The sequence below is a fragment of the Nonomuraea sp. NPDC049028 genome (genome assembly GCF_043197735.1).
In the GTDB taxonomy this organism is placed as follows: Bacteria; Actinomycetota; Actinomycetes; order Streptosporangiales; family Streptosporangiaceae; genus Nonomuraea.
This window is the reverse complement of sequence record NZ_JBICTR010000013.1, coordinates 226,781-251,603: the sequence shown is the minus strand read 5'-3', so window position 1 is coordinate 251,603 and position 24,823 is coordinate 226,781. Positions and strand designations below refer to the sequence as shown.

23 protein-coding genes are annotated in these 24,823 nt (G+C 69.3%); 11 read left to right on the top strand and 12 right to left on the bottom strand.

Annotation, left to right across the window (positions count from 1 at the left end; translation table 11 throughout):
• Positions 1-201 precede the first annotated feature (201 nt).
• Genes ACGFJ2_RS44525 through ACGFJ2_RS44515 form a run of 3 tightly spaced genes read right to left on the bottom strand, consistent with a single transcriptional unit; the run spans position 202 to position 1,376 of the window.
• On the bottom strand, positions 202-354 hold the full coding sequence (locus ACGFJ2_RS44525; RefSeq protein WP_393478899.1) for a hypothetical protein: 153 nt from the start codon (positions 352-354) through the stop codon (positions 202-204).
• On the bottom strand, positions 351-878 hold the full coding sequence (locus tag ACGFJ2_RS44520) for a PadR family transcriptional regulator (protein WP_357958847.1): 528 nt from the start codon (positions 876-878) through the stop codon (positions 351-353). Before ACGFJ2_RS44520 ends, ACGFJ2_RS44525 begins: the two co-directional genes overlap by 4 nt.
• 51 nt (positions 879-929) lie before the next feature.
• The gene (locus tag ACGFJ2_RS44515; RefSeq protein ID WP_358196546.1) at positions 930-1,376 is read right to left on the bottom strand and encodes a MarR family transcriptional regulator; all 447 of its coding nucleotides are present in this window, start codon (positions 1,374-1,376) and stop codon (positions 930-932) included.
• Between the two features lie 86 nt (positions 1,377-1,462).
• On the opposite strand from ACGFJ2_RS44515, the gene ACGFJ2_RS44510 reads away from it, so the two are divergent.
• Both ACGFJ2_RS44510 and ACGFJ2_RS44505 read left to right on the top strand, forming a co-directional pair.
• Complete coding sequence (locus ACGFJ2_RS44510) at positions 1,463-2,464, top strand: zinc-binding alcohol dehydrogenase family protein (RefSeq protein ID WP_357958853.1); 1,002 nt, start codon at positions 1,463-1,465, stop codon at positions 2,462-2,464.
• A gap of 178 nt (positions 2,465-2,642) precedes the next feature.
• On the top strand, positions 2,643-3,035 hold the full coding sequence (locus ACGFJ2_RS44505) for a hypothetical protein (protein ID WP_357958856.1): 393 nt from the start codon (positions 2,643-2,645) through the stop codon (positions 3,033-3,035).
• Positions 3,036-3,071: 36 nt separating this feature from the next.
• Here ACGFJ2_RS44505 and ACGFJ2_RS44500 read toward each other — a convergent pair whose 3' ends face one another.
• Positions 3,072-3,656, bottom strand: coding sequence for a MerR family transcriptional regulator (locus tag ACGFJ2_RS44500; protein ID WP_357958858.1), 585 nt, complete (start codon positions 3,654-3,656; stop codon positions 3,072-3,074).
• Between the two features lie 24 nt (positions 3,657-3,680).
• Here ACGFJ2_RS44500 and ACGFJ2_RS44495 point away from each other — a divergent pair, with 24 nt between their 5' ends.
• Both ACGFJ2_RS44495 and ACGFJ2_RS44490 read left to right on the top strand, forming a co-directional pair.
• Positions 3,681-5,198, top strand: coding sequence for an MFS transporter (locus ACGFJ2_RS44495; RefSeq protein ID WP_357958861.1), 1,518 nt, complete (start codon positions 3,681-3,683; stop codon positions 5,196-5,198).
• A gap of 102 nt (positions 5,199-5,300) precedes the next feature.
• On the top strand, positions 5,301-6,425 hold the full coding sequence (locus ACGFJ2_RS44490) for an AI-2E family transporter (RefSeq protein WP_357958864.1): 1,125 nt from the start codon (positions 5,301-5,303) through the stop codon (positions 6,423-6,425).
• A gap of 17 nt (positions 6,426-6,442) precedes the next feature.
• On the opposite strand, the gene ACGFJ2_RS44485 is transcribed toward ACGFJ2_RS44490, so the two are convergent.
• Together ACGFJ2_RS44485 and ACGFJ2_RS44480 are read right to left on the bottom strand one after the other, a co-directional pair.
• A complete protein-coding gene (locus ACGFJ2_RS44485; RefSeq protein WP_357958866.1) occupies positions 6,443-7,630 on the bottom strand; it encodes an FUSC family protein in 1,188 nt (395 codons plus the stop codon).
• 47 nt (positions 7,631-7,677) lie between these two features.
• On the bottom strand, positions 7,678-8,697 hold the full coding sequence (locus tag ACGFJ2_RS44480) for an NAD(P)/FAD-dependent oxidoreductase (RefSeq protein ID WP_393478892.1): 1,020 nt from the start codon (positions 8,695-8,697) through the stop codon (positions 7,678-7,680).
• Positions 8,698-9,036: 339 nt separating this feature from the next.
• On the opposite strand from ACGFJ2_RS44480, the gene ACGFJ2_RS44475 reads away from it, so the two are divergent.
• From ACGFJ2_RS44475 to ACGFJ2_RS44465, 3 genes are all read left to right on the top strand, one after another.
• The gene (locus ACGFJ2_RS44475) at positions 9,037-10,644 is read left to right on the top strand and encodes a phospholipase A2 (protein ID WP_393478889.1); all 1,608 of its coding nucleotides are present in this window, start codon (positions 9,037-9,039) and stop codon (positions 10,642-10,644) included.
• A gap of 106 nt (positions 10,645-10,750) precedes the next feature.
• The gene (locus ACGFJ2_RS44470; protein WP_393478887.1) at positions 10,751-13,174 is read left to right on the top strand and encodes a S8 family serine peptidase; all 2,424 of its coding nucleotides are present in this window, start codon (positions 10,751-10,753) and stop codon (positions 13,172-13,174) included.
• A gap of 220 nt (positions 13,175-13,394) precedes the next feature.
• Entirely contained in the window at positions 13,395-13,778 is a 384-nt protein-coding gene (locus ACGFJ2_RS44465; protein WP_393479282.1) for a VOC family protein, read from the top strand.
• A gap of 255 nt (positions 13,779-14,033) precedes the next feature.
• On the opposite strand, the gene ACGFJ2_RS44460 is transcribed toward ACGFJ2_RS44465, so the two are convergent.
• Together ACGFJ2_RS44460 and ACGFJ2_RS44455 are read right to left on the bottom strand one after the other, a co-directional pair.
• Positions 14,034-15,152 carry a virginiamycin B lyase gene (locus ACGFJ2_RS44460; protein WP_393478884.1) on the bottom strand — a complete coding sequence of 373 codons (1,119 nt, stop codon included), beginning with the start codon at positions 15,150-15,152 and terminating at the stop codon, positions 14,034-14,036.
• Between the two features lie 339 nt (positions 15,153-15,491).
• A complete protein-coding gene (locus ACGFJ2_RS44455) occupies positions 15,492-16,043 on the bottom strand; it encodes a hypothetical protein (protein WP_393478881.1) in 552 nt (183 codons plus the stop codon).
• Between the two features lie 350 nt (positions 16,044-16,393).
• Here ACGFJ2_RS44455 and ACGFJ2_RS44450 point away from each other — a divergent pair, with 350 nt between their 5' ends.
• Together ACGFJ2_RS44450 and ACGFJ2_RS44445 are read left to right on the top strand one after the other, a co-directional pair.
• On the top strand, positions 16,394-16,987 hold the full coding sequence (locus ACGFJ2_RS44450; RefSeq protein WP_393478878.1) for a hypothetical protein: 594 nt from the start codon (positions 16,394-16,396) through the stop codon (positions 16,985-16,987).
• 4 nt (positions 16,988-16,991) lie between these two features.
• Positions 16,992-18,086 (top strand): hypothetical protein, encoded by a 1,095-nt coding sequence (locus ACGFJ2_RS44445; RefSeq protein ID WP_393478875.1) that lies wholly within the window; start codon positions 16,992-16,994, stop codon positions 18,084-18,086.
• Between the two features lie 305 nt (positions 18,087-18,391).
• Here the strand turns inward: ACGFJ2_RS44445 and ACGFJ2_RS44440 are convergent, their stop codons facing one another.
• From ACGFJ2_RS44440 to ACGFJ2_RS44425, 4 genes are all read right to left on the bottom strand, one after another.
• Positions 18,392-20,386: an aconitate hydratase gene (locus ACGFJ2_RS44440; protein WP_393478872.1), complete on the bottom strand. Its 1,995-nt coding sequence runs from the start codon at positions 20,384-20,386 to the stop codon at positions 18,392-18,394.
• Between the two features lie 175 nt (positions 20,387-20,561).
• A complete protein-coding gene (locus tag ACGFJ2_RS44435) occupies positions 20,562-20,924 on the bottom strand; it encodes a DUF488 family protein (RefSeq protein WP_357958888.1) in 363 nt (120 codons plus the stop codon).
• Between the two features lie 60 nt (positions 20,925-20,984).
• The gene (locus tag ACGFJ2_RS44430; RefSeq protein ID WP_393478868.1) at positions 20,985-22,226 is read right to left on the bottom strand and encodes an NAD(P)/FAD-dependent oxidoreductase; all 1,242 of its coding nucleotides are present in this window, start codon (positions 22,224-22,226) and stop codon (positions 20,985-20,987) included.
• On the bottom strand, positions 22,216-22,350 hold the full coding sequence (locus ACGFJ2_RS44425; RefSeq protein ID WP_393479279.1) for a hypothetical protein: 135 nt from the start codon (positions 22,348-22,350) through the stop codon (positions 22,216-22,218). The genes ACGFJ2_RS44430 and ACGFJ2_RS44425 overlap by 11 nt, the downstream gene beginning before the upstream one ends.
• A gap of 674 nt (positions 22,351-23,024) precedes the next feature.
• Here ACGFJ2_RS44425 and ACGFJ2_RS44420 point away from each other — a divergent pair.
• A complete protein-coding gene (locus ACGFJ2_RS44420) occupies positions 23,025-24,137 on the top strand; it encodes a helix-turn-helix domain-containing protein (protein WP_393478865.1) in 1,113 nt (370 codons plus the stop codon).
• An 89-nt stretch (positions 24,138-24,226) separates the two neighbouring features.
• A complete protein-coding gene (locus ACGFJ2_RS44415; RefSeq protein ID WP_393478863.1) occupies positions 24,227-24,787 on the top strand; it encodes a GNAT family N-acetyltransferase in 561 nt (186 codons plus the stop codon).
• The last annotated feature ends 36 nt before the right edge of the window (positions 24,788-24,823 follow it).

Genomic DNA, 24,823 nt, shown 5'->3' with positions numbered 1-24,823 from the left:
CACAAGAGGGGGGCGGAGGGGCCAATTACGAGGGCAGGGGCGCTGCCCCTCCCCATTGGCTGGCCAGCGTAATGCCCCCCTCTTGTGATCTTGCCCCGCGTGTTCAGCACCACCGCAACGATTCGTCAAAGCCCTACAGAGTGCAGGTCCGTCCACGCCCGCCGACCTGGCCGCGAGTGGCTCCAGTCTGTTTCAGTAGTGTCACAATCCCGTCTTAGGCTTGCCGGAGCCGCTGGGCCCCATGACGGCCAGGACCTCGCCCGCGCTCACCGACAGGCTGGCCTCGCGCAGCGCGGGCGTGTTGCCGAAGGCGCGGCTGATGCCGTCGGCCCGCAGCACCGGGTTGACGATCATCGTTCGCGCACCGCCGCCGTCAGCGCGTCCAGCCGGGCCTGGGTGACGTCGATCCACCGCAGATCGGCCTCGAGGCGGAACAGCCCGTGATCGGCCAGCAGCGCGTCGACCAGGTTGCCGGCGCGCTTGATCTCGGTCAGCTCGCGCATGCGCCGCAGATGCGTCGCCCGCTGGGCGTCGAGGTAACCGGCCGCGTCGCGGCCCAGCATCAGGGCCAGCACGACCTTGGTGAACAGCACGGTCTGCAGGTACGGCTCGGCCGCCACCGGCTCGGCCAGCCACTCCTCGACCTCGCCCGTGCCCACCGGGGTGATGGCGTAGCGCTTACGGTCGGGCCCGTCGCCCGGCTCGCTCGCCCCGGCGGTGATCTTGCCGTCTCTGGCCAGCCGGCCGAGCGTGGAATAGACCTGGCCGAAGGGCAGGGGCTTACCGCGGCCGAAGAAGGTGTCGTAGTCGCGTTTCAGGTCGTATCCATGGCTCGGCTCCCGTTCCAGCAGGCCGAGCAAGGCGAGGGGGACGCTCATGGGACGCCACTATACCCCGAGGGTATATACGACGGGGATAACGACATCCACTCAGCCCGATGTGGGCCGGACCCCCACGACGGCAGTGGCGAGCCGGGTGAGCTGGGCGCGCTGAGCGGCGGAGAGGCGGTCGGTGAGCCCCATGACCCGGCGGCCGATCTCGGCGGCGCACCCCTCGGCGAACCGCCTACCCTCGGGGGTGAGGCGGACCAGCACAGCGCGGCCGTCATGGGGGGAAGGCGAGCGCTGGACCAGTCCGCGCTTCTCGGCGCGGCTGACCAGGCCGGTCATGGAGGACTTGTCCAGGCCGAGGTAGCCACCGAGTTCGAGCATGCCGCACTGCCGGTCGCGCAGGATGCCCAGCAGCCTGATCTGGATGATCGACAGGTCGTGCTCCGCGCCGGCCTCGGACAGGACGCGCTGGACCAGGAAGGACAGCTGCACCAGGGCGTCCACCGTGTTCAGGGGCCCGTCGGCCGGGGTGGAATCGGTCGTCATGGGGTCAGCCTACTTGACCTAGTACGTGGCACAAACTACTTTCAAAGTAGTACGCGCCACAAACCAACTACGGCAGGAGAGCCCTCATGCGCGCCGCAGTCGTCCACTCCTTCGACGCCCCGCCCCGCTTCGACAATTTCCCGACCCCCACCCCCTCAGGGGAGCACGAGGTCCTGGTCGACGTGCTGGCCGCCGGGCTGCACCCACGGGTGCGCTCAGCCGCGAACGGCAGCCACTACACCTCCGACGGCACCCTGCCCCTGGTGCCCGGCATCGACGCGGTCGGCCGTACCGCGCAGGGCGAACTGCTCTACTTCGCCGCCCCCGACACCGCGCTGGGCACCATGGCCGAGCACGCCGTCGTCGACCGCCGCCGTGCCATCACCCTGCCGGCGGGCACCGATCCGGCCGCCGTGGCCGCGGCCATGAACCCCGGCATGTCCTCCTGGGTAGCGCTGCGCCGCCGCGTGTCCTTACCGCCCGGCGGTTCCGTCCTGGTCATGGGCGCCACCGGCAACGCCGGACAACTCGCCGTCCAGATCGCCAAACACCTCGGCGCCGCCCGCGTGATCGGCGCCGGCCGCGACCCACTACGCCTCGACCTGCTGAAGAGCCTCGGGGCCGACGAGGTGGTCAGGCTCTCCGACCCCGACCCCGGCTCCGGCTCCGGCTCCGGCTCTGACTCCCACGACGTCGCCGAGCGGCTCGCGCGGGCGGCCGCGGACGTCGACATCGTCATCGACTACCTGTGGGGCCGGCCCACCGAGCAGGCCATGCCCGCCCTGCTGACCGCCCGCTCCGACCGGTCCAAGGCCCTGGCCTGGGTCCAGATCGGCTCCATGGCCGGCCAGGACCTAGCCCTGCCCTCGTACCTGCTGCGCGCGGCGAACCTGAACATCATGGGCAGCGGCCAGGGCTCCCTGACCACCGCCGGCATCATCGCCGAACTGCCGTCCCTCGCCGCGGAGATCGCCTCCGGCGCCTTGGCCGTGGACCCCCTGCCCATGCCGCTGGACCAGGTCGAGCAGGCATGGAACACCCCGACCGCCCCCGGCCAACGCCTCGTGCTGACCCCTTCTCGCCGGTGATCCGTTCTCCGCGGAGCCGCCGCCGGGCGACCGGTGGCGTCTGAGGAGATCGCCGCCGCAGGCGTCCGGGATCCCAGAGCGAGTATCTAGGTGAAAGAGACTGGGCCCATGACGAGGACCCGGACTCCGTGATCTGGAAGTGATCGCGCCCCGACGTGGCGGCGGTTAACCTGATCATGTGACGGATGCGATCCCGGTCGAGCGTATGCCGACCGCCATGCGAGTCGCCATGTTCGTCCTGACGCTCGATGTGGCCTTCAGCCTCTTGGGGCTCGCCATCATGATCGGCACGGTCGCTTTCGCCTTCAGTGGGCCGTTTCTCCTACTGCTGCTCTACAGCGCCGTGATCACAGCGTTCATGTGCTGGCTGCTCGCCCGCTGGACTTCGCGGCGTAAGCTCGTCCGCTGGGGTGCCATCGCCGTCGAAGGGGTCTCGGTCGGTGGTTCCCTCCTCAGGAACGCGATCGACGGCGGTTTCGGCTGGACCACGCTGCTCCCGGCCATGCTCCTGCCGCTGGTGCTCGTCATCATGCTGCTCACGCCTTCGGCGGCCCGCTGGTTCGACCGCTGATGACATAGCGGACCGCGCAGGTTCGCTACAGCACGCTCAGTGGACGCCCGCTTGGCGGTCAGACGCTTGGCGGTTGGGTGCCTTGGGTGCCCAGAGCTGGTCGGCGTCGCCGGCGGCGAGCCGGCCCCGGTAGACGTCGATCTTGTGGTCGATGAGCCGGAGGTTCTCCTGCAGCTCGGCCATCTTGGCGAGCACGTCGGCGCGGTGGCCCTCCATGAGGGCGAGTCGTTCCTCCTCGTTGCCGTGTCCGGCGGAGACGAGTTCGGCGTAGCGCCGGATGGCCTTGATGGGCATGCCGGTGGCCCGCAACCTGGTGCAAATGGTGATCCACTCGAGGTCCAGCTTGCGATAGCGCCGCCGGCCGCCGGCGGTGCGGTCGACGGCGGTGACGACCAGGCCGGCGCGTTCGTAGTAGCGCAGGGTGTGCGCGCTGACCCCGGTGAGGCGAGCGGCCTCGGCGATGCTCAGGCCGGCGTCAGGGACAGAGCGGGTAGGGATAGAGCGGGTAGAGACAGCGGAAGCAGGGGCAGAGCGGGCAGGGCCGGAGCGGGCAGGCTCGGGTTCCGGCTGCGACTCGACCGGCTGCGGCTCGACTTCCGGCTGCGGCTTGACTTCGAGCATGCTCTAAATCCTAGCGTCGTGGTCATGAGTGACTCAATGCGGCCGAAGGCGACGGCCGTCGAACGCGGGCCGGTGTCGCGTGACGTGCCCGGCCTCAGCCGGCGCCGTCGATACCTGGTGCTCGCCATCTGCTGCGCCAGCATCATCGTCGTGGTGATGGACATCTCCATCGTCAACGTGGCGCTGCCCGCGATCCGTCACGACCTCCACACCTCGGTGTCCGGCCTGCAATGGTCGGTCGACGCGTACACCCTGGTGCTGGCCGCCTTTCTGTTGCTGGCCGGGTCCACCGCCGACCGGGTGGGCCGTCGGCGGACCTTCCAGGTCGGCCTCGCCGTCTTCGGGCTCGGCTCGCTGATGTGCGGCCTGGCGCCGAGCATCGGCTGGCTGATCGCCGCGCGTACGCTCCAGGCCGTCGGTGGCACGATGCTCAACCCGGTGGCGATGGCGATCACCGCCACCACGTTCCCCGACCCGGCCGAGCGGGCCAGGGCCATCGGCATTTTCGGCTCGATGTCCGGTCTGTCGCTGGGGCTGGGTCCGATCCTCGGCGGCGCGCTGGTCGACGGCTTCGGCTGGCGCTCCATCTTCTGGATCAATGTGCCGATCGTGGTCGCCGCGATCGTGTGCACGGCGCTGTTCGTTCCCGAGTCCCGCGCCGCCCGTGCGCGCCGCTTCGACCCGGTGGGCCAGACGCTGGTGATCCTGGTGCTGGGCAGCGTCGTGTACGCGATCATCGAGTCCGGCAGGTCGGGCTGGACCTCGCCGGTCATCCTCGGCCTGCTCGCCGTCGCCGTGCTCGGCGTGCTGGGCATCCTCGGGTACGAAACGCGCCGTGCCGACCCCCTGCTGGAGCTGCGCCTGTTTCGCAGTGTGCCGTTCAGCTCGGCGATTCTGATGGCGTTGTTCGCCTTGTGCGGGTTCGGCGCGTTCCTGTTTGTGACCACCCAGTATCTGCAGGACGTACGCGGCATGTCGGCGCTGACGGCCGGGCTGTGCCTGCTTCCGGTCGGCGGGCTGGTCGTGGTGCTGTCCCCGCTCACCGGGCGGGTGGTCGGAGCGCGCGGTCCGCGCCGGCCGCTGGTGGTCGCCGGGGCCGCACTGGCGCTGGGCGGCGGGGCGTCGCTCTGGCTCGTACCGGCCACCCCGCTGCCGGCCGTACTCGCGATCTATTTGCTGTTCGGCGTGTTCCTGGGCACGGTCAACCCGCCGATCACCAACACGGCGGTGTCCGGTATGCCGCGCTCGATGACCGGGGTGGCCGCCTCGTTGGCCTCCACCGGCCGGCAGACCGGCACCAGCCTGGGCGTCGCGATCTCCGGCACGATCGTCGGGTCATCCGTGGCTCACGGCGGCACGGCGTTCACCGGCGCGGAGCACGGCGTGTGGTGGCTGGTGCTCGGGCTCGGCGTCGGCGTCCTGGCCCTGGGACTGCTCAGCACCGGGCGCTGGGCCTCGGAGACGGCCGGGCGGGCGGCGGCGCTGTTCGAGGGGATGGACCGGGGCGAACATCCACAAACCGCCTCTCTGAGCCACCGCTGATCGGCGCTGGTGATCGGCGTCGTCCGATGCATGGCGCCACGCCTCGGCAAGCTGTGACCCCCGGCACGGTATGAAGCGAGGACTCCGGGCAGAGGAGCACCCGTGCCGGAACACTCTGATCCCCCCACCGCGCAGGCCCCGGGCGATGCCAGGGCCGTTCGAGAGGAACCCTCGCCGTTACCGTTCGGCCGCCCCGGCCGTCCCTTCGGCAGCAACCCCTTCCTCTTCGGCTTCACCGCCGCGCTCGGCGTACTGGCCGCCTGGCTGCTGGTCCAGGCGTTGACCGCCGCCGTCTCGATACTGATCTTGATCGTGATGTCGCTGTTCCTCGCGGTGGGGCTCAACCCCATGGTGGAATGGCTGGAAGAGCGGCACCTGCCGCGCTGGCTGGCGATCACCCTGGTGTTCGTCGCGGTGATCGCGTTCTTCGCGGTCTTCGTCATCGCGGTCGTGCCCGCCGTGTCCCAGCAGAGCGGCCAGTTCGTCGAGCAGTTGCCCACCTACATCAGCCAACTGCAGAACAACCCGCAGGTGCGCGAGCTCGATCAGCGCTTCGGCCTGCTGGAGCAGGCCCAGGCCTACCTCACCGGCGGGCAGGTCGGACAGCAGTTGTTCGGCGGGCTGCTCGGTGCGGCCAGCGTCGTGGTCAGCGCGGTCTTCTCCGCCATCACGGGACTGATCTTGACGCTGTACTTCCTCGCCGCACTGCCCTCCATCATCCGGGTCGGCTATCGGCTGGTCCCCAAGAGCCGGCGACCGCGCGTACAGATGCTGGGCGATCAGATCTTCAAAAGCGTCGGCGGGTACGTGGCCGGGAACCTGCTCATCTCCCTGATCGCCGGGGTGACCACGTTCATGTTCCTGTCGATCGCCGGCGTGCCCTACGCGCTGCCGTTGGCCATCATCGTGGCGATCACCGACCTGATACCGCTGATCGGCGCCGGGATCGGGGCGACCATCGCCATCTTGGTGTCACTGTTCGTGTCGTTTCCGGTGGCCATCGCCACGCTGGTGTTCTTCATCGTCTACCAGCAGATCGAGAACTACCTGATCGCGCCGCGGGTGATGAAGTCCTCCGTCGACGTACCCCCTGCCACCACCATCGTCGCCGCGCTGATCGGCGGTGCGCTGCTCGGCGTGGTGGGCGCGCTGCTGGCCATCCCGGCGGCCGCCGCCCTCCAGCTGATCACGGCCGAGGTGGTGCTGCCGCGCCAGGAACGCCACTGACCTTGCGGTTGTGGTTCTCAGTGAGGGCCCTGGGCAGGCGCGACCATGGTCGGGTCGTGTCCGTCGGCCAGAAGGATCATGATGCGGTGGGCGTCGGTGAGCAGGCTGCCGCTGACGGCCCAGCCCTCAGGGTGGTCGACCCGACCGGCCTGGATTTCGGCGCTCATCTCCTCGTGGATCCCGATGGCCCGGGCTTGCGCGCGGGCCAGTTGGTCCCGGATGGAGTCGGGGTCGTCGGCGTGCCGTACCTGAAGGGTCAGGATGTCGGCGAGCCGGTCCAGCAGGTCGGCGTAGTCGCGGGCGAACGCGTCGCTGACGTCGGCCGAGCCGGACGGCGGGGTGTGACTGTGGTCGAGGTGGGCCAGAGCGTGGATGATGGCGCCGATGTGGGTGCTGACGGCGGCCATGGTCCGCAGGTGCGGGGTGTGGTCGCGGCCGGGTGGCGCGGTGAGGCGGCGCAGGTTGTAGCGACGGCTCTCGGCGCCGGCCGCCACGGCGGCCTCGGCGGCGTCCAGGCGCTCCGTCAACCGCGTGGCCTGGGCCTGCCACTCGGCCAGGCCGGACAGGTCCCAGCCTTGGCGCAGCCCGTCGGCCACGTCGCCGAGCAGCGCGGCACCCTGTTCGGCCAGGCGCCGGAAGGCCGCGTCGGGGCGGCGGTGATAGAGCGGTGGCCACAGCAAGGTGTTGATGGCGGCCCCGCTCACCGCGCCCATGGCGGTGGCGATGATGTAGGCCAGCAGGTAGCGCTCCTGAGAGGCGGCTCCGAAGGAGAGCATCAGGACGGCGGTGGTGGCCACGTCGGAGCCGTACCTGCCCATCCGGCGCCAGCGCGCGGCCAGCAGCGCGGGTGGGATGACCAGGACGAGGCTGAGCGCGGTCAGACCGATCAGGGAGCCGATGCTGCCGGCCAGGATGACCCCTGCGGCCACGGCGGCGACCCGGCGTAACCCGTTGGTCAGGGTCTGGTACACCGTGGCGTGCACCATGATCACGGCCGTGGCGGGGGCGATCCAGATGCTCTCGTGCGGCAGCAGCCGGCTGGCCAGGAACCAGGCCAGCACGGCGGCCAGGGTGGCTTTGCCGATCTGGCGGGCCTGCAGCCGTTGGTGGGAGTCCTTGGTGGCCAGCCCGTGCCAGCTGCCGCGGATGTACGCGAGCTCACCGCGCAGCGCACGGGCGAGTCGGCCACGCCAGGTACGGATCACGAAATGTCATGATATGTGCCGCGAGGACGGCGACCTGCCGCGATGGTTCACAGACCGTGGCGGCTTTCGCCCATCGCCAGTTCGCACAGACGCGCTTCGGCCTCGGCCGAGAACGGGTCCCGGTAAGCGGCCACCGCCTCTCGGGTCTCCTCGGCGATCAGGTCGGCGTTGATCTGGGCCGCCGCGGTGGCGCCCGCCGCCGCGGCGGTGCCCACCTGGGCGACCAGATCGCTGACATTGCCAGCGACCCAGATCCCGGGCACGTCTGTACGGCCGGTCGCGTCAGCGGGGATGTACTCGCCGGCTCCCGTGGGATGTTCGACCGGCCGCAGCCCGAGCGCCGCCAGGAACCCGGCGCGCGCCACCATCCGCGTGGCGACCGCCATCACCTCGCGGCGGACCAGGGTGCCATCGCCCAGCCGTACTCCCACGACGCGGTCCTCGACGATCTCCAGGGACGCCACCTCGCCGGGCACCACGGTGATGCCGCGAGCGGCCAGCCGCTCCGCCTCCTCCTCGTCCGGCGGCGGCATGGTGTGGGAGAAGAGCGTGACGTCGGCGCTCCACTGACGCAGCAGCAGCGCCTGGTGCACCGCCATCGGCCCACTGGCCAGTACGCCGATGGCCCGGTCACGAACCTCCCAGCCGTGGCAGTACGGGCAATGAATCACATCCCGGCCCCACCGAGCCCGCAGCCCCGGCACGTCCGGCAGTTCGTCGACCAGGCCGGCGGCCACCAGGAGCCGGCGCGCCCGGACGGACCTGCCGTCGGCCAGCGCCACGGTGAACCCCTTGGCGTCCCGCACCGCCGTGGCGACCTCCCCGGCCACCACGTGACCGCCATAGCCGCGAACCTCGGCCCGGCCGCGCTTCAGCAACTCGGCCGGCCGGATCCCCTCCCGGGCCAGCAGCCCGTGGACGCCCTCCGCCGGTGCGTTGCGCGGGGCCCCCGCGTCGATCACCGCCACCGAGCGCCGCGCCCGGGCCAGCATCAGCGCCCCGCTCAACCCCGCGGCGCCACCGCCGACCACCACCACGTCATAGCCGTCCTTCAGCTGATCGGTCACCTTGACCACCTCCGCGACGAACTATGCGACCCCACGGGTCACAGCCGCAAACTCTGTTGCCGATATGGCAAAGGGCGCGTCTGCGACTTCCGTGGTAGGCCACACCCACGGTGTCAGCGAACGGAGTAGAAGCGGCTACCGCGGATGGTGGACCGCCGGTTCAAACCAGGGATTGAAGACGGGCCGCCGATCTCTCCATAGATTTCGAGCACCGTTCCTTTCCTCGAAGTCCCCTCCTCGCCGGGGGAACCCCGCGCTCCACGAAGAGTGATCGTCGACCCCCGGCACTCGTCCAGCGGGACCGCGAGCGTCTTCACCCAACGACGTAAGGAGAGCTTCATGAGGCGATTAGCCATCGTCACGGCGGTCACCGCGGTGATCCTGCCCCTGCTGGCCGTCCTTCCCGGGCAGGCGGCCGTCGCCGCCACGGCGTCGGACAGCGACCAGCCCGTCGGCCCCGGCCAGTACTTCGCCGACACCAAGACCTTCGAGCTCAACGAGATCGACGCCTCGGTGGGCGCGATCGGCCGCAAGCACGGCGTGGCCGCCATCGACGGCAGCCTGGCCCAGCCGAAGGCGGTGCCGGCCTCCCGCGCCGACCTGTCGGTGTTCGGGCCGGGCTGGCAGGCCGAGTTCCTCGGCGGCATGACCGGCAGGAAACTCGAAGTCCTCAGCGACGCCGTCCAGGTCACCGAGCTCGACTCGGGGGAGAAAACCCGATACGCGCTCAAGAGCAGCGTCTCCTTCCCCGACGGCGGCGGGGTGCGGCGCTACGAGGCCGAAGGCGGCGCCAAACTCACCGAGACCACCCGATGGGACGCGACGGCCGGCGCGACGCGCAGCACCATCAGCGAGACGATCGCCACCGGCCTCGGCACGACGGAGGCGGGCGACGACGGGTTCACCGACGACAGCGGCAACCCGATCAGCTCGGCGGACCTCAACCAGGTCTACACCTGGCAGCAGACAGGCATCTCCCAGGGCGACACCTGGAGGGTGACGGACGTCGGCACGAAGGCCTTCGGGACCTCGACCGTCAAGTACGACGCGCAGGGCCGGGTCGCCACCGTCACCGAGCCCGCCGCCGGCGAGGAGCCCCAGAGCGTCCTGGCCTTCACCTACGCGACGGCCACCACGGCCACCGGCACGGCCTTCGGCGACTACGCGGGCCGCCTCAAGCAGATCACCCAGACGTCCGGCTCGGCGGCACCGGAGACCGTGGCCGGCTACACGTACGACGCCTCCGGCCTGCTGCGCAGCATGGCCGACCCGCGCGAGAGCGGCATCCCGCCGGCGACGTACGTCTACGACACGACCGGGCGGCTGAGCACCATCGACTCGCGCCAGTCGGGCGCCTGGTCGCTGGTCTACACCGGCGAGTCCGCGCTGCCCGCCGCTACCGCCACCTCCACCACCAGGTGGCCGGACGCCTCCGACAGCCCGCCGCCGGCCCTCGACCCCACCGCTCCGGGCGGCACCCCGAGCGGCGACGTCGCGGGCCCGATGTCCTACCCGGCCTCCTGCTGGGCTGCCGTGCACTGGCTGTACTACAGCCGCGCGTGCGCGGCCTGGGCGGCGCACTACGGCTGGCACAAGCCGCTCTGGAGGCAGTTGCCCACACACCGCTGGGTCGTCGGCATCGACCACGACCAGTGCACCAGCGCGCCGGATGCCCCCTCGGGATTCAACTTCCGCTCCGCCTGCGACATGCACGACTACGGCTATGGACTGATCGGCAACAACCTGAAGAGGTGGTACTACCCGTACTACCTCGACTGGAGCCGTAAGACCGATGTAGACGTCCTCTTCTACACGACCCTGCGTGACTGGACGTGCTCCGCCTACAACCGGTTCGTGCGGCCGCTCTGCAGGAACATCGCGTGGACGTACCGGCAAGGCGTACGTAGGGGCAACCCAAGGAACGGCGCGAACGCGACCAGGGACTGACGGGTCAGCGGACGCCACCACCGGGGAACAGCGCCCCGTGGTGGCGTCCGCGGCCTACCACCATGTTCTTCCCGCAACTCCTTCGTGGCCCTGAGCGGAGACCGTAATGAACCGACGTCCGATTCGCCGCATCATCGCCTTGGCGGCGATCCTGCTCTCCTCGATGGCGCTCTCCCCCGGCGTCTCCGCGTCGGCGCTGAGCCCGCGGGAGGCGCTGAGCCCGCAGGAGGCGGCGGGTCCGTGGGTGGAGCCCGGCCTGGCGCAGAAACTCGCGGGTGGAGGCCACGTCAGGGTGAACGTGGTGACGAAGGCCCGCGCGGACCTGCCGGCCGCCGCGAGCGCCGGGCAGGTGCTCCAGACGTTGTCCGTCTTACCCGTGGTCACACTGCGCGCGGACCAGGCGGCACTGGAACGGCTGGCCGCGCAGCCCGGCGTGGTCAGCGTGTCGGAGGACCGGCCGGTACCGCCGACGCTCGGCCAGAGCATCCCGCTCATCGGCGCCGACCGCACGCGCGCGGCCGGCCTGACAGGCGAGGGAAGCGCGGTGGCGGTGCTGGACACCGGCGTGGCGGTCAATCATCCCTTCCTGGGCGGCCGGGTCGTGGCCGAGGCGTGCTTCTCCCCCATCGACCCCGACTACTCGGCCACCAGCCTGTGCCCGGACGGCGCGGAGCAGCAGGACGGGCCGGGCTCGGCGGACTCCGAAAGCGGCCCGTGCGCGGACGCCGCGCTGGACTGCGACCACGGAACGCACGTGGCCGGCATCGTCGCGGGCGACGGCGAGGGCCTGGACGGCGATGACGGCAGCGGCGTCGCGCCGGCGGCCGACATCGTGGCCATCCAGGTCTTCAGCAAGTTCGACAGCGAGGACTTCTGCGGGCTGGGCGGGACGCCGTGCGTGCTCAGCTTCACCAGCGCCCAGCTGGCCGGGCTGGAGAAGGTACGGGAGCTGAACGGCGAGCTGCCCATCGTGGCGGCCAACCTGAGTCTGGGCGGCGGCCGGAACACCGCGCCCTGCGACGGCGACCCCCGCAAGCTGGCCATCGACAACCTCCTGGCCGCCGGGGTGGCCACGGTGGTCGCCGCGGGCAACGACGGCTACACGGACGCGATCAGCGCTCCGGCCTGCGTCTCCTCGGCCATCGCCGTGGGCAGCACCACCAACGAGGACGCGGTCTCCTCCTTCAGCAACCGCGGCCCGCTCCTGGACCTCTTCGCTCCGGGAACCGACATCATCTCCTCGGTGCCCGGTGACGCGTGGCGCTCCATGAGCGGGACGTCCATGGCCGCCCCCCACGTCGCCGGCTCCCTGGCGGTGCTGCGCCAGGCATTCCCCAACGCGAGCGTGACCGAGCTGGAATCGATGCTCAAGGAGAACGGCAGGAGCATCAGCTATCCCGGCGCCACGACGCCGCGGATCCAGCTCGACGACGCCGCCCTGGGCGCGACCCCGAGACCGGGGCCCGACCAGTACTTCAACACCCGCGGCCGGATCCTGGACAGCGTCCAGCTCAGCGCCAACTCCACCATGGCGGTGCAGGTCGCCGGCGTGGCCGGACTGCCCGCGACGGGGATCCGCGCGGTCGCGCTCAACATCGCCGCCAAGGGTGACTGGTTCAACTCGGGCTCCCTGGCGGTGTACCCCTCCGACGAAGCGGAGCCGGAGAGCAACGTGCTCTTCTACGACAGCAACCGCTACACCTCCACCATGGTCATCGCGAAGGTCGGCGCGGACGGGAAGGTCAAGGTGGTGAACAGGAGCGGCGCACCGGTGCGCGTGACGCTCGACGTCCACGGCCACACCCGCGCCCAGGCCGACGGCGCCGTGGTCGGCACCTACATGCCGATCTCCCCGGTACGGCCGGCGGAGCGGACCGTCATCCCGGCCTGGGGCAACGTCCAGCTGGCCACCTCCAGCATGTCCGGCGTCCCCGCCTCCGGAGTGGACACGGTCGCGCTCACGGTGATGGTCAAGAGCGCCGCCACCGGGACGATACGGGTCTACGCCGCCGGGGACATCTATCCCATCGACGCCAACATCGACTACCCGGCCAACACCGCGGCGCAGTTCTTCACCATCGTCAAGCCCGGCCCCGACGGGAAGATCAACCTGCACAATCTCGGCGCCAATACGGTGGAGATCTCCGTCGACGTGAGCGGCTACTACACCTCGGCCCAGCGGGGATCGACCACCAAGGCGATCCGGCCGGCGTCGGTGGCCAAAGCCGTCACCATCTCCGCGGGCGGCACCCGCGTGCTCAGGTTCACCGGGGTGCCGGACATCCCCTCGTCCGGCGTCGCCGCCGTCGGCTTGTCCGTCGCCGCGAAGGCTAGCGCGGCCGGGATCGTCTCGGTGGTGCCCCAGAGCGGCCCGAACACCGTCCGGGTGGTGGCGTACCCGGCGAGCAAGGACACCAGCGGCTTCACGACGGCCGCGCTGCGGCAGGACGGGACGGTCGTGCTGAAGAACGAGGGCACCTCGCAGGTGACCGTCTCCGTGGACGCCTACGCCTACTTCCCGGCCCGATGACCCGTCGTTCATGCCCCCCGATCGCGCCGGCACCGAGGTGGAAGGAAAGCGTAGTCCAGAGCGAGCCCTTCGCGATTGCGAGGGAAGATCGGGGACGGACCTGCGACCGGGTTCTGACCATGGGGAATCTGCCGCGGACAGCAGCTCTTTCCAGCCGGGAGGTGCCCAGCGAGTCTCCCTTCCAGAGGCCGCCCCCCGAGTGCGGTCGGCGTCGGTGGTGATGTTCGTCCGCGATCTGGACGTCAGCGTGGATTTCTACCGTGAGCTCCTGGGGATGGAGGTCAGGGTCCGCAGTGCCACCGCGGCCCTGCTGGTCAGCGCGGACAGCCTCCAGGTTTACCTTCGCGCAATGGGTACCAATGCCCCCCACGCGCTGGGCACCGTCGGCATTCAGTACGTGATCTGGACCGCGGCTGACGAGCATGACCTGCGGCGCTGCGAGCAGTTCCTCAAAGACGCAAAAGCCCATGTCCACACGCGGACCAGTGGCGGCTTCACCCTGGTTGAAGGCAGTGATCCGAGCGGCGCCCCGGTGATGGTGGCATTTCCTGGCCCGGACTTGGCGATGCGCCATGGGATCATGACGCGGATCTATGCCTGGTGAGGACATGCCTGTCCGTGCGTAGTAGCGCTGAGGGCCGGGCCGTCGTCCGATTCGGTCAACGGCCGGTCATGTTGGGCCGGCGCTGATCATCGGTTGCATCAGCCGCCGCAGGACCTGCCGTGCGGCCGTCGAGCGCCGCGCCGACCGTTGGTCCGGATGAAGGATCCGGGACCTGCCCACCGGATGCGAAATCTTCGGACGAGAGCTCGGCCGGCAGCCGCGCCACGCAGGCGATGAGGCTGCCGGCCGGTCTGGTCAGGGGGTGACGATGGCGAGCTGGTCGACGGGGTTCTCGGTGACCCAGAGGTTGTCATCGGATCCGACGGCGATCTGCATGGGGCCGGCGTAGCTGGTCGGGAGAGCGTATTCGCTGATGGTGCCGGTTGTGGTGATGTTGGCGACGTTGTTGGCGCTCTGTTCGACGAACCACACGTTGTCGTCCAGGCCGAGGGCCATTCCCCAGGGGAAGCTGTTGGGATCGCTGAGGGAGTAGTCGGTGAAGCTCCCGGCGGTGGTGGCCTTGCCGATCCTGCCTTGGGCGTCGGAGTACCACAGGTTGCTGTCGGATCCAGTGACGATCCCTATGGGCAAAGCGCCAGTGGGACCGGCGTACTCGGTGACGGTTCCGCTGGTGGTGATCTTCGCGAGACTGCCCAGAAGGGGCTGGGTGAACCACAGGTTGCTGTCGGGGCCAGTGGTGATGAACATGGGGTAGGCGCCGGAAGTGGGCAGACTGTATTCGGTGATCGTTCCGGACGTGGTGATCTTTCCGACCTTGTCGGCGTTGGTCTCGGTGAACCACAGGTTGCCGTCCGGACCGGAAGTGATGCCCCATGGGTAGGCGCCGGAAGTGGGCAGACTGTATTCGGTGATCGTCCCGGACGTGGTGATGCGCCCGATCTTGTTGGCGTTCGCTTCGGTGAACCACACGGCGCCGTCAGATCCGGTGGTGATGTGGCCGGGCTGTGAGTCCGCGTTGGGCAGGCTGTATTCGGTGTACACGCCGCCCGGGGTGACTTTCGCGATCTTGTTGCCGTAGTTCTCGGTGAACCAGATGTTGCCGTCCGGACCGGAGGTGATTCCGACAGGGCTCGCTTGGTTAGTCGGTACGGAGCTCTCGTTGATCGTCGGTGTGCGCAGGGAGTCGGCTATGCGCATCGGGGCGTTCGCGTGCCGGTCGGCGGGCGGGAAGATGCACCGGATGTGCCTATGGTGCGGCCGCTGCTTGAGCATGAGGCAGAGCTTGACCCAGGGGCGTAGGGGCGAGGGGAGGTGGGGTGGCTTGGCGTCGGATGCGGCGGCTGGTATGTGGGCCGCCAGGAGCAGGGCCATGACGGCGAGTGGATATCCGAGGATTCTGGAGCGTCGACGCATGACATCCCCTTTCAGGAAGAATGGAAATATATCGGCTGAATGAGCGGCTTTTACCGCCACAAGCAATGTCTGGAATGCTCGAATATCCGCCGCGAACACCGCCGAATAATCGATACTTCGGACATTCCTCACCTCCGCCCGGCTCAGCCGTCCCAATATCTCCCGGCGCCACCGTTCCACCTCGGCCGTCTTCGTTTGTGGCCGGTCATGAGTCCGCCAATTCACCGGCCGGGTTGCCAAAGCAGCGGGCGGGCGGTTAGTGGGAAATGTCGGCTTCGCCGCAACGAGCCCCTATGAAGACATCGAACCGGGGCCCGCGCGATGGCGGGAAGCGAGTGATCAGGTAACCGTATGGGTGATGACGCCGGTGTAGTGGCCAAAGACGGCCGCGATCGGGACGCTGATCACGAGTGTCGGCTGCCAGCTGGTGGTGGTGGTGAGCGGCGCCTTGGTCCCCTTGAACGCGATCACCGGCGAAGACAGCGGAACCTTGTCCGCCGCGGTGGGCTGCCCCGGGACGCGGGAGCCACCGCCCGATTGGCTGGTGACCGGGCCGGACCAGTACGCGACGTTGCCTTTGGTGATCGTCTCGCCCGCGCTCCCGCCGCCGGTGGTGAAGTTGGTGGACGTCACGGTCGCCGTCCAGGACATGGGCCCGTTACGGGAATCCTCCACGGTGATCGTGCCCATGCCGGCGCTGCGCGTGTTGCCCTGAGTGCCGTTTCCCAGGCTGGCCGAGGCAGGCACGGTGATCGTGAGGGTGTTGACGTGCAAGGCGAACGTGGAGTTCGTCGCGGCACCGAGGGCACCGGCGGCGGCCACGGGGGCCGCGGGAGCACCGAGCCCGAGGCTCACGACGATCGACGCCATCAGCGAGGCGAATGTCCCCACGTATCTCCCTCGATTCCGATGAATCTGCATGAGCCGGACCGCCGACCGTTCAGGCGACAAGCGAATGCCGTCGGCAGTCTAATTGGCGAATGGCGGGCCGCGTTCATAGGGCAATCCCCGCGTCCGGTAAATTCATCGCCAAACATGATGCAGCACTTGGGCGGGCACCTCACAGAACGGGGGCGACTACCAGGCCAATCACGGCATTCGAAGGCTTGGCGTTTTTTGGTGGGGCGATTAACTGTATCGGCAGAGGGGTCGCTTTCGCTCCATGTTAATGTTCCCACATCCTGCGCCCGGAGCGGGCCGGGGGTTTTCGATGTCTGCGAGTTCAAGGAGAATTCACCAGCATGAAAGCGCTTTTGCGGACCGGCCTGGTGGGATTGGCGGGGGTGATGACGGTGGGAACGCTGACCGGAATGCCGGCCGAAGCCGCCACCTGTGCCAACAACACGGCGTGCAACACCACGGTCACCTTCGATGTGACCGTGGGTGCGCTGGAGATCACCGTGCCCAACAGTACGGTCGACCTGACCAATGACGCGGCACCGGGCGGCTACTCCTCCGGCCAGCTGGGGGCGGTCACCGTGAACGACGCGCGCGGCTCGGCCACCCCCACCTGGACGGCGTCCGTGACCTCGACGGCCTTCACCACCGGCGGCGGTGACGACCCCGGGGAGACCATCTCCAACGCCAGCGTGTCCTACTGCTCGGGAACCGCCTCCGCCACGACCGGCAACGGAACCTTCACCGCCGGCCAGACCGGCTGTGCCGCACCACCTCCCGCGACGGGACAGGCCTTGAGCGCCTCGCGCACCGCCTACAGCCATTCGGGCGGCACCGGCAGCAACTCAGCGACATGGAACCCGCTGATCACCATCGCAACCGCCCTGAGCAACGTGGCAGGCCAGTACACCGGCACGATCACGCACACGGTGACCTGACCACGTGGGCCTGCGCACCATGCTGCTCTCCTCGCCGCCGCTCTCCTCGCCGCCGCTCTCCTCGCCGCCGCTCTCCTCGCTGCTGCTCTCCTCGTTCGGGGCGCTGACGCTGCTGCTCAGCTCGGTCAGCGCCCCCGCCCTCGCGCAAGGCGAATCGGGCGGTTCTGACCCGTCCCACCGCGCCCCCCGCGGCGTCATCGGCATCAAGCTGCTGGAGGCCTCCGCCAACCGTCGCGACGATCCCCGCGCCTACCTGTACATCGTCGACCACATCAACCCCGGCTCCAAGATCTCCCGGCGCTTCGAAGTCGAGAACACCTCCAGCAGTCCCCAGCGCATCACGGTCTATCCCGGTGCGGCGGAGATCCGCGACGGCAAGTTCGTGCCGTCGCCGGAGCGCGACGCCAACGAGCTGAGTTCGTGGGTGTCCATCAACCGCACCGAGCTGGTCGCGCCGCCGCACAGCCACATCCCGCTCAAGGCGACGATCAGCATTCCCCAGACCGCCACCAAGGGAGAACGGTACGGCGCCATCTTCGCCGAGGCGACCTCCCCAGCCGCACCCGGCTCCGCTCCCAACGTCCAAATGATCAACCGGGTCGGTATCAGGATGTATCTCGACGTCGGCCCCGGTGGTGACCCGCCGTCGGACTTCCGCATCGACCGGCTGACCCCCGGCCGCACGGCCGACGGCATGCCCGTCGTCCAGGCCGCGGTGCACAACACCGGACAGCGCGCCCTGGACATCAGCGGGCAGATGCGGCTGAGCGAGGGGCCCGGCGGACTTGGCGCCGGACCGTTCCCAGCCCAGCTGGGCACCACGTTGGCGATCAACGCGAGTGCACCGGTCTCCGTCGTGCTCGACGAACGGCTGCCCGAGGGCCCGTGGAAGGTCGAACTCCTGCTGGAAAGCGGCCGTATCCACCGCACCGTCACCGCGACGCTCCTCTTCCCCGGTAAACCCGCCAGCTGGGGTATCCCGGCATTGATCGACTCGTCTTGGCCGTGGGTCCTCATCATCGGCCTCGTCACGACGGTCGTGGCCACTCTGGTCCTCGCCCTGTGCCTTTCCCGGCGACGTCGAACCCGCCTCGCCTAGTCCGCGACCACCCGCCGCCTGGGGCGGGTGACTAGACGGTACAGCGCAGAGGGAGTCCGTCGATGACCCCGACTGCGCTGGACGGCACTCTGATCCCCATCGACCGCTACCCACCCTCGCCGACCGGCAATTCGCTGAGATCACTTCACTTAGTTCTCCTTTGAGTGCGCCGCTAACGCGGGGAGAGGGGAACGTCGCCGATTACGCTGGGGGCCGGCGGTCATGCGTCGGAGCACGCGGTCAGCCGACGTGAGCGCGGCTCCGCAGACGGATGGCGGATGCGGCGGCGGCGAGAGCTTGTTGTTTTACCGGGCGTCGTGCGAGGTAGGCGGTACGGGTGATTGACTGCTCTTTCGCGCGCGGAGCCAGGGAATCAGCCCACCGGCCAGCAGCATCGCGATCTGCCGGTCGGACAGTCGATGTCGGGTGGAGTACAGCTGGTCTCGGCTGGTGTTGTGCACGGTGATCTCGGTGCCGCCGGAGGCGATCGCGTGCCGTACGTCGTCCAGCACGAGAACATCGCCCTGTTCGACGCGGTGGTAGTCGTCGGGGTCGGCGAACTCCAGCGCGAGCACGCCGAAGTTGGCCAGGTTCTGCCAGTGGATGCGCGCGAAGGACACCGCCAGCACCACGCGCAGGCCGAGATAGCGGGGGGCGATGACGGCGTGTTCACGCGAGGAACCCTGTCCGTAGTTGGCGCCGCCGACGACGATGTGCCCGCTGCCGTGGGAGGCGTGTGCCCGGCCGACGTAGTTCTCATCGATGGGGGCGAAGGTGAACTCGGCCAGTTTGGGGATGTTGCTGCGGTAGGGCAACACCCGCGCTCCGGCGGGCAGGATCTCGTCGGTGGAGACGTCATCGCCGACCTTGAGGGCGACCGGCGCCTCCATGCGGTCGGGAAGCGGCGGGAAGTCGGGCAGCGAGGAGATGTTCGCTCCCTTGATCAGTTCGGCCTGAGCGGCGTGCGTCGAGGGCGGCGGTTCGAGCATGGCGGTGTTCACGCTGGACTCGGCCGGCAACTCCAGGTGCGGATGGTCGATGCCGAGTAGGTGCGGCAAGTCGCGAGGGTCGGTGATCTGGCCGGTGAGAGCGGCCGCGGCGGCGGTCTCGGGGGAACAGAGAAAGACCGAGTCCTCACGGGTTCCGGACCGTCCGGGAAAATTGCGAGGGACGGTGCGCAGGCTGTTGCGCCCGCCGGCCGGCGCCTGGCCCATGCCGATGCACCCCATGCAGCCGGACTGGTGCAGCCGCGCACCGGCCGAGATCAGCGAGAACGTGGCACCCATCTTCGTGAGGTCCTGGAGGATCTGCCGCGAGCTCGGGTTGATGTCCAACGACACCCTCGGATGCGCCTGCCGCCCGGAAACGATGGCGGCGACGACTGCGAAATCGCGCAATCCTGGGTTGGCTGACGAGCCGACCACCACCTGGTCCACCTGCCGACCGGCCACCTCGCGCACCGTGACCACGTTTCCCGGTGAGCTGGGCAGCGCGATCAGCGGCTCCAGACTCGACAGGTCGATCTCGTCAGTGACGTCGTAGGTGGCGTCCGCGTCGGCGAGCAGTTCGACGAAGTCGTGCTCGCGGCGTTCTGCCCGCAGGAACTCCCTGACCTGATCGTCGGCCGGGAACACCGTGGTGGTCGCGCCCAGTTCGGCCCCCATGTTCGCGATCACATGCCGGTCCATGGCGGTCAGATGCGCCAGCCCGGGGCCGTGGTATTCGATGATCCGGTTCACGCCGCCTTTGACGCCGTGTCGGCGCAGCATTTCGAGAATGACGTCCTTGGCGCTGACCCAGGCCGGCAGTTCGCCGGTTAGCCGAACTCCCCAGATGTCGGGCATCCGCAGGTACACCGGTTCACCGGCTATCGCCATCGCTACCTCGATGCCGCCCAGGCCGATCGCCAGCATCCCCAGCGATCCCGCCGCCGGTGTGTGGCTGTCGGAGCCGACGAGCGTCTTGCCGGGGATGCCGAAGCGCTGCATGTGGGTCGGGTGGGAGACACCGTTGCCCGGCTTGGAGTACCACAGTCCGAATCGATGGCAGGCTGAACGCAGAAAGGTGTGGTCCTCTGCGTTCTTGCTGTCGGTCTGCAACAGGTTGTGATCGACATACTGCACCGACACCTCGGTGCGTGCTCGGTCCAGGCCCAGCGCTTCCAGTTCGAGCATCACCAAAGTGCCGGTCGCGTCCTGGGTGAGGGTTTGGTCGATACGCACTGCGATCTCTTGCCCGGCGGTCATATCGCCGGACACCAGGTGAGCTGCGATCAGTTTCTGCGCGATGTTGTGCCCCATGCCGCGCCTCCTGGCCCTGCGTCAAAGAGTCTGCTCTCGCCTCCGCGCGTTGGCCGCGCCGATGGCGTTCCGGCCTGTTGCCGGTGATCAGGTAGGCATCGTGGTGGTGCGGGCTGACGGCTGATGCCTGTGCGTATCGGCCCTACGAGCACGGCCGTCCTGCCGGCGGCCGTGGTCACTGCTGGAGCAGTTCGGCGAGCACGGCGGCCTCGCTGATCTCCGGCTGTTTGGTCGCGGTGAGCAGGGTCAGCACTCCGCTGTTCGCGAGCTCGCGCAGGTGCGTCACCGCGGCTGCCCGTTCGGGATCTGCCAGTTCGCTGCGGTAGCGGCGGCCGAACTCCGCGAAGAGCTCGGGATCGTGGTGATACCAGGTACGCAGCTCTGTCGACGGAGCGACCTGTTTGCACCATTCGTCGAGGCCGGCCTTGATTTTGGTCAGCCCTCGCGGCCAGATCCGGTCCACCAGCACCCTGGTGCCGTCGTCTCCCGCCGGCTCCTCATAGACCCGGCGCACCTGAACCTTGCCCTTGCCTGCCATGGTCGCCTCCTCACGGTCGTGCGCGTCCCTGTATGGCGGGCGCCTTCATCCGTCTCCTGCCTAGGGCGAAGCGCCGACCAGCGAGCCCAGCGGTGTCCTGGGATCGCCCAGCGCGCTGGTGTCCACTCGTTCGCCCGAACGTACGAGATCTTGGATGGCGTCGTTGACGTCCCAGACGTTGACGTTCATACCGGCCAGCACCCGCCCGCCGCGCAGCCAGAACGCGACGAAGTGACGCGTCTGTACGTCACCGCGGAAGATCACCTCGTCATATTCGTCAGGTTCGACGTAGCCGGAATACTCCATTCCGAGGTCGTACTGATCGGTAAAGAAGTACGGCAGCCGGTCGTAGCGGACGTCCTGGCCGAGCATGGCCTTGGCCGCGACCTGCGGTTGGTGCAGCGCGTTGGCCCAGTGTTCGACGCGGATGTGCTTGCCCAGCAGACGGTGGAAGGCGTTGGCCACGTCGCCGGCGGCGTAGATGTCCAGGTCGGAGGTGCGTAGTCGCGCGGTGACCTGGACGCCGTTGTCCACCCTTAGCCCCGCGGAGAGCGCGAGCCCGCTGTTGGGGATGATGCCGATTCCGACGATGATCGCGTCGGCGTCGATCTGGCGGCCGTCGGCCAGCCGGACGCCCACGGCCTGGCCGCCACGGCCGACGATCTCGGCGACCCGCACGCCGCAGCGCAGGTCGACACCGTGCTCGCGGTGCAGCCCGGCGAAGACCTCGGCGACCTCGCGGCCGAGCACCCGCAGCAGCGGCAACTCCGCGCTCTCCAGGACGGTCACCTCGGCTCCGGCGGCGCGGGCGGCGGCCGCGGTCTCCAGCCCGATCCAGCCACCGCCGATGATCGCGACCCGGGACGCGGTTGGGAAGACCGCCTTGAGCCGGTCGCTGTCTTCGACCCTGCGCAAGTAGAGCACACCATCCAGGTCGGCGCCCGGAATCGGTAGCTGCCGCGGGGAGGAGCCGGTGGCCAGCAGCAGCTTGGCGTAGCCGATCCGGCTGCCGTCGGACAGCCTCACCTCGTGCTCGGCGGGGTCGATGCCGGTGACCGCCGTACCGAGGAGCAGATCGACGTCGTGCTCGCCGTACCACGGCTGCGGGTGGACGTAGATCTCCTCCCGCTCGGTTCTGCCCAGCAGGTAGCCCTTCGACAGCGGCGGCCGCTCGTAGGGGCGTTCGCTCTCCTCACCGACCAGCACGATCTGCCCCTGGAAGCCCTCCTCCCGCAGGGTCTGGGCGGCCTTGGCCCCCGCCAGACCGGCTCCGGCGATCAGGTAGGTCATGTCAACGGCCATGTCCAGCACCTCTGTCGGTTGCTCGTGGGGTGGTGGCCAGTTGCTCGCGCAGCCGGTCCCAGCTCGCCTCGAACGCGGCCACTCCCTCGTCTTCGAGCCTTTGCACGACGTCGTCGTAGTCGATGCCCAGCCGTCGCAGCCGCTCGAGTATCTGCTGGGCGTGCTGGTAGTGCCGGACGCTGCGGGCGCGCGCCCGCAGCCTCCAACGCCGTCCAGCGTGGCGAGGCGAGCGCTGACAAATCCCGTCCGGCCCGCAGGGCGCGTTCCATCCCGTCGAGGAAAGCGTTCATCACCGCTTCGTAACGGGACAGGGAGAAGATCAGCGTGACGTTGACGCTGATTCGATCTGCCAGTGGATCGGCCATGGCCTGGCTCCCTTTCCTTTTCGTGCGGTGATGTACATCCACGCCCTTCGTTCAGGACTCCACCAGGGCCGCCATCCCTCTCATGACACCGACGCTACGCCGGGGGACGTCAAGCCGAGTTCTGGTGGTTTCCATGACGATGGAGGCCTTCGTCCACCTCCCGGGAAGCACTGAGGCCTACCGGTCAGCGAGCACTCCGCTGGACGTGACAGGGTCAAGACGTTGGCTGTTCTGCAGAGGTCGCTCGACCGGTATGGATAGCTCCTCCGGTCGCGCGGCAGATGGACGGCGGGGTGGACGTGCCAGTGGTGGCTGTCGCCGGGGCGGCGTCGCGCGTTCCAGGAAGTGGAGCAAATCCACCCCAAGATCAGATGATGTATGCATCCGAATGCCCTTAGTATCCTGTGATCATGGCGGGTACGAAGAGGTCGCGATGGTCAGGCTGACCCGGGCGCAGCAGCAGGAACGCACCAGGGCGGCCGTCCTGGCCGCCGCGCGGGCGGAGTTCGGCGAGCGTGGATACGCCGACGCCAAGGTCGACCGGATCGCGGAGCGGGCGGAGCTGACCCGTGGCGCGGTCTACTCGAACTTCCCGAGCAAGCGCGCGCTCTACCTGGCGGTCCTGGTCGGCTCGATTGAGCACGCGGACGCCCCCGACGACTCGAACGCGCACGCGGACGCCCCTGAGGCGCCGTCGCCACCCGGTCTGGCCGAGGCGATGGGCGCGTTCGCCCGCGGCTGGCTCGAACGCCTGCCGCTGGCCGGCGACACGCCCGCCGACGGGAGCCTGCGGCTGCGCTCGCTGGCCGGGGTCTTCGACGACGAGCCGGGCCGCACCGCGCTGGCGCAGGTCACCCGGCTGGAGGCGCTGCTGCTCGCTCTCGCGCTGGAGTCACGCCCGCCGCACCACACGCGATGCGTACGGCTGGCCGAACTGGTCCTCACACTGCTGAACGGGGCGGGTCACCTGGCCGATACAGCGCCCGGATTCGCCGACCCCTTCGACGTGGCGCGGGCCTGCGAGCACCTGGCCGGCCTCGACCTCGCCGACACGTGGAACCCGCCGCACCTGCCCTTCGTCGCCCCCGCCCGGTCTGTCCAGGAGCGCTGGGAGCCGCCCGCCGAGTTGCCGGATCAGATCACCGGCCGCCGGGCCGGGTTCGGCGCCGACGGTGTGCTCGTGGTCCTCGGGGCCGGCCGGTTGGAGGCGGCGGAGGAAGCCGTCCGCGCCGCCCGGCCGGGCGACCAGATCACCGTGGCGGTGGTGACGGACGACCCCGCCGAGATCGGACGCCTCGTCCGGCTCAGGGTCGGCGACCTCACCGGGTGCCTGCGGCGGGTGTTCGGGCCGGAGGCCCGGCCGGGCCTCCGGCTCGTCCTCGACGACCACGCCACCCTCGCCTCGGCCGTCGGCCTCACGGACATCGGCGACGCCACCGAGGCCGCGGTACGCGTTCAGGCGGGCGAGATCATCGCCCGAGCCCGCGGACGCGGCGCGGCCCACGCTGTCGCGACCGCGACGTCGCCTGACGGTGCCGGGACATGACATCGCCTGACGGTGCCGGGAGATGACGTCGCGCCGCCCGTGAGAGGATCCGTTCACCGTTTGGGCTGTTTCGACCGTTGAGGTGAATTATGTACGCGATATCCCTGGGCGACGACGGCGCGGAGCTGCGGCCGCTGGAGCCGTGGCGGGCGGCGGAGTTCCTTGCCCACATGGACCGGGGGCGGGAGTTCATCGGGCAGCACATCGCGCTGCCGGACGCCGTCACGGACCTGGAGTCGAGCCGCTCGTACCTGCGGGCGTACGCCGAGAAGGCCGCGGCCGACGTGGGCCGGATCTACGGCATCTGGACGGACGGCGAGCTGGTCGGCGGGGTGCTCTTCCGGACGATGGACGTCGAGCAGGGCAACGCCGAGGTGGGCTGCTGGCTGGAGCCGGCCGCGGCGGGCAAGGGCCTGGTGACCAGGGCCGCGCGCGTGATCATCGATTGGGCCGTCGAGGAGCGGGGCATCCACCGCGTGGAGTGGATCGCCTCGGCGGAGAACGCGGCCAGCATCGCGGTGGCCCGGCGCCTCGGGATGACGAAAGACGGCGTGCTACGCGAGAGCTACCCGTATCGAGGCAAGCGGCTCGACATGGAGGTCTGGTCGGTGCTCGCGCCGGAGTGGCGAGCGAGCAAGCAGGCGCCTTAGAGCGGCTGACCTCACTACCCCTCCACGAGCACCGAC

Bases quoted from the DNA above. Each gene is read 5' to 3' on its own strand.
- ACGFJ2_RS44475 (WP_393478889.1), top strand. From the start codon at position 9,037: ATGAGGCGATTAGCCATCGTCACGGCGGTCACCGCGGTGATCCTGCCC.
- ACGFJ2_RS44495 (WP_357958861.1), top strand. From the start codon at position 3,681: ATGAGTGACTCAATGCGGCCGAAGGCGACGGCCGTCGAACGCGGGCCG.
- ACGFJ2_RS44440 (WP_393478872.1), bottom strand. From the start codon at position 20,386: ATGGGGCACAACATCGCGCAGAAACTGATCGCAGCTCACCTGGTGTCC.
- ACGFJ2_RS44525 (WP_393478899.1), bottom strand. From the start codon at position 354: ATGATCGTCAACCCGGTGCTGCGGGCCGACGGCATCAGCCGCGCCTTC.
- ACGFJ2_RS44500 (WP_357958858.1), bottom strand. From the start codon at position 3,656: ATGCTCGAAGTCAAGCCGCAGCCGGAAGTCGAGCCGCAGCCGGTCGAG.
- ACGFJ2_RS44465 (WP_393479282.1), top strand. From the start codon at position 13,395: ATGTTCGTCCGCGATCTGGACGTCAGCGTGGATTTCTACCGTGAGCTC.
- ACGFJ2_RS44520 (WP_357958847.1), bottom strand. From the start codon at position 878: ATGAGCGTCCCCCTCGCCTTGCTCGGCCTGCTGGAACGGGAGCCGAGC.
- ACGFJ2_RS44510 (WP_357958853.1), top strand. From the start codon at position 1,463: ATGCGCGCCGCAGTCGTCCACTCCTTCGACGCCCCGCCCCGCTTCGAC.
- ACGFJ2_RS44515 (WP_358196546.1), bottom strand. From the start codon at position 1,376: ATGACGACCGATTCCACCCCGGCCGACGGGCCCCTGAACACGGTGGAC.
- ACGFJ2_RS44450 (WP_393478878.1), top strand. From the start codon at position 16,394: ATGAAAGCGCTTTTGCGGACCGGCCTGGTGGGATTGGCGGGGGTGATG.
- ACGFJ2_RS44460 (WP_393478884.1), bottom strand. From the start codon at position 15,152: ATGCGTCGACGCTCCAGAATCCTCGGATATCCACTCGCCGTCATGGCC.
- ACGFJ2_RS44435 (WP_357958888.1), bottom strand. From the start codon at position 20,924: ATGGCAGGCAAGGGCAAGGTTCAGGTGCGCCGGGTCTATGAGGAGCCG.
- ACGFJ2_RS44470 (WP_393478887.1), top strand. From the start codon at position 10,751: ATGAACCGACGTCCGATTCGCCGCATCATCGCCTTGGCGGCGATCCTG.
- ACGFJ2_RS44415 (WP_393478863.1), top strand. From the start codon at position 24,227: ATGTACGCGATATCCCTGGGCGACGACGGCGCGGAGCTGCGGCCGCTG.
- ACGFJ2_RS44430 (WP_393478868.1), bottom strand. From the start codon at position 22,226: ATGGCCGTTGACATGACCTACCTGATCGCCGGAGCCGGTCTGGCGGGG.
- ACGFJ2_RS44420 (WP_393478865.1), top strand. From the start codon at position 23,025: ATGGTCAGGCTGACCCGGGCGCAGCAGCAGGAACGCACCAGGGCGGCC.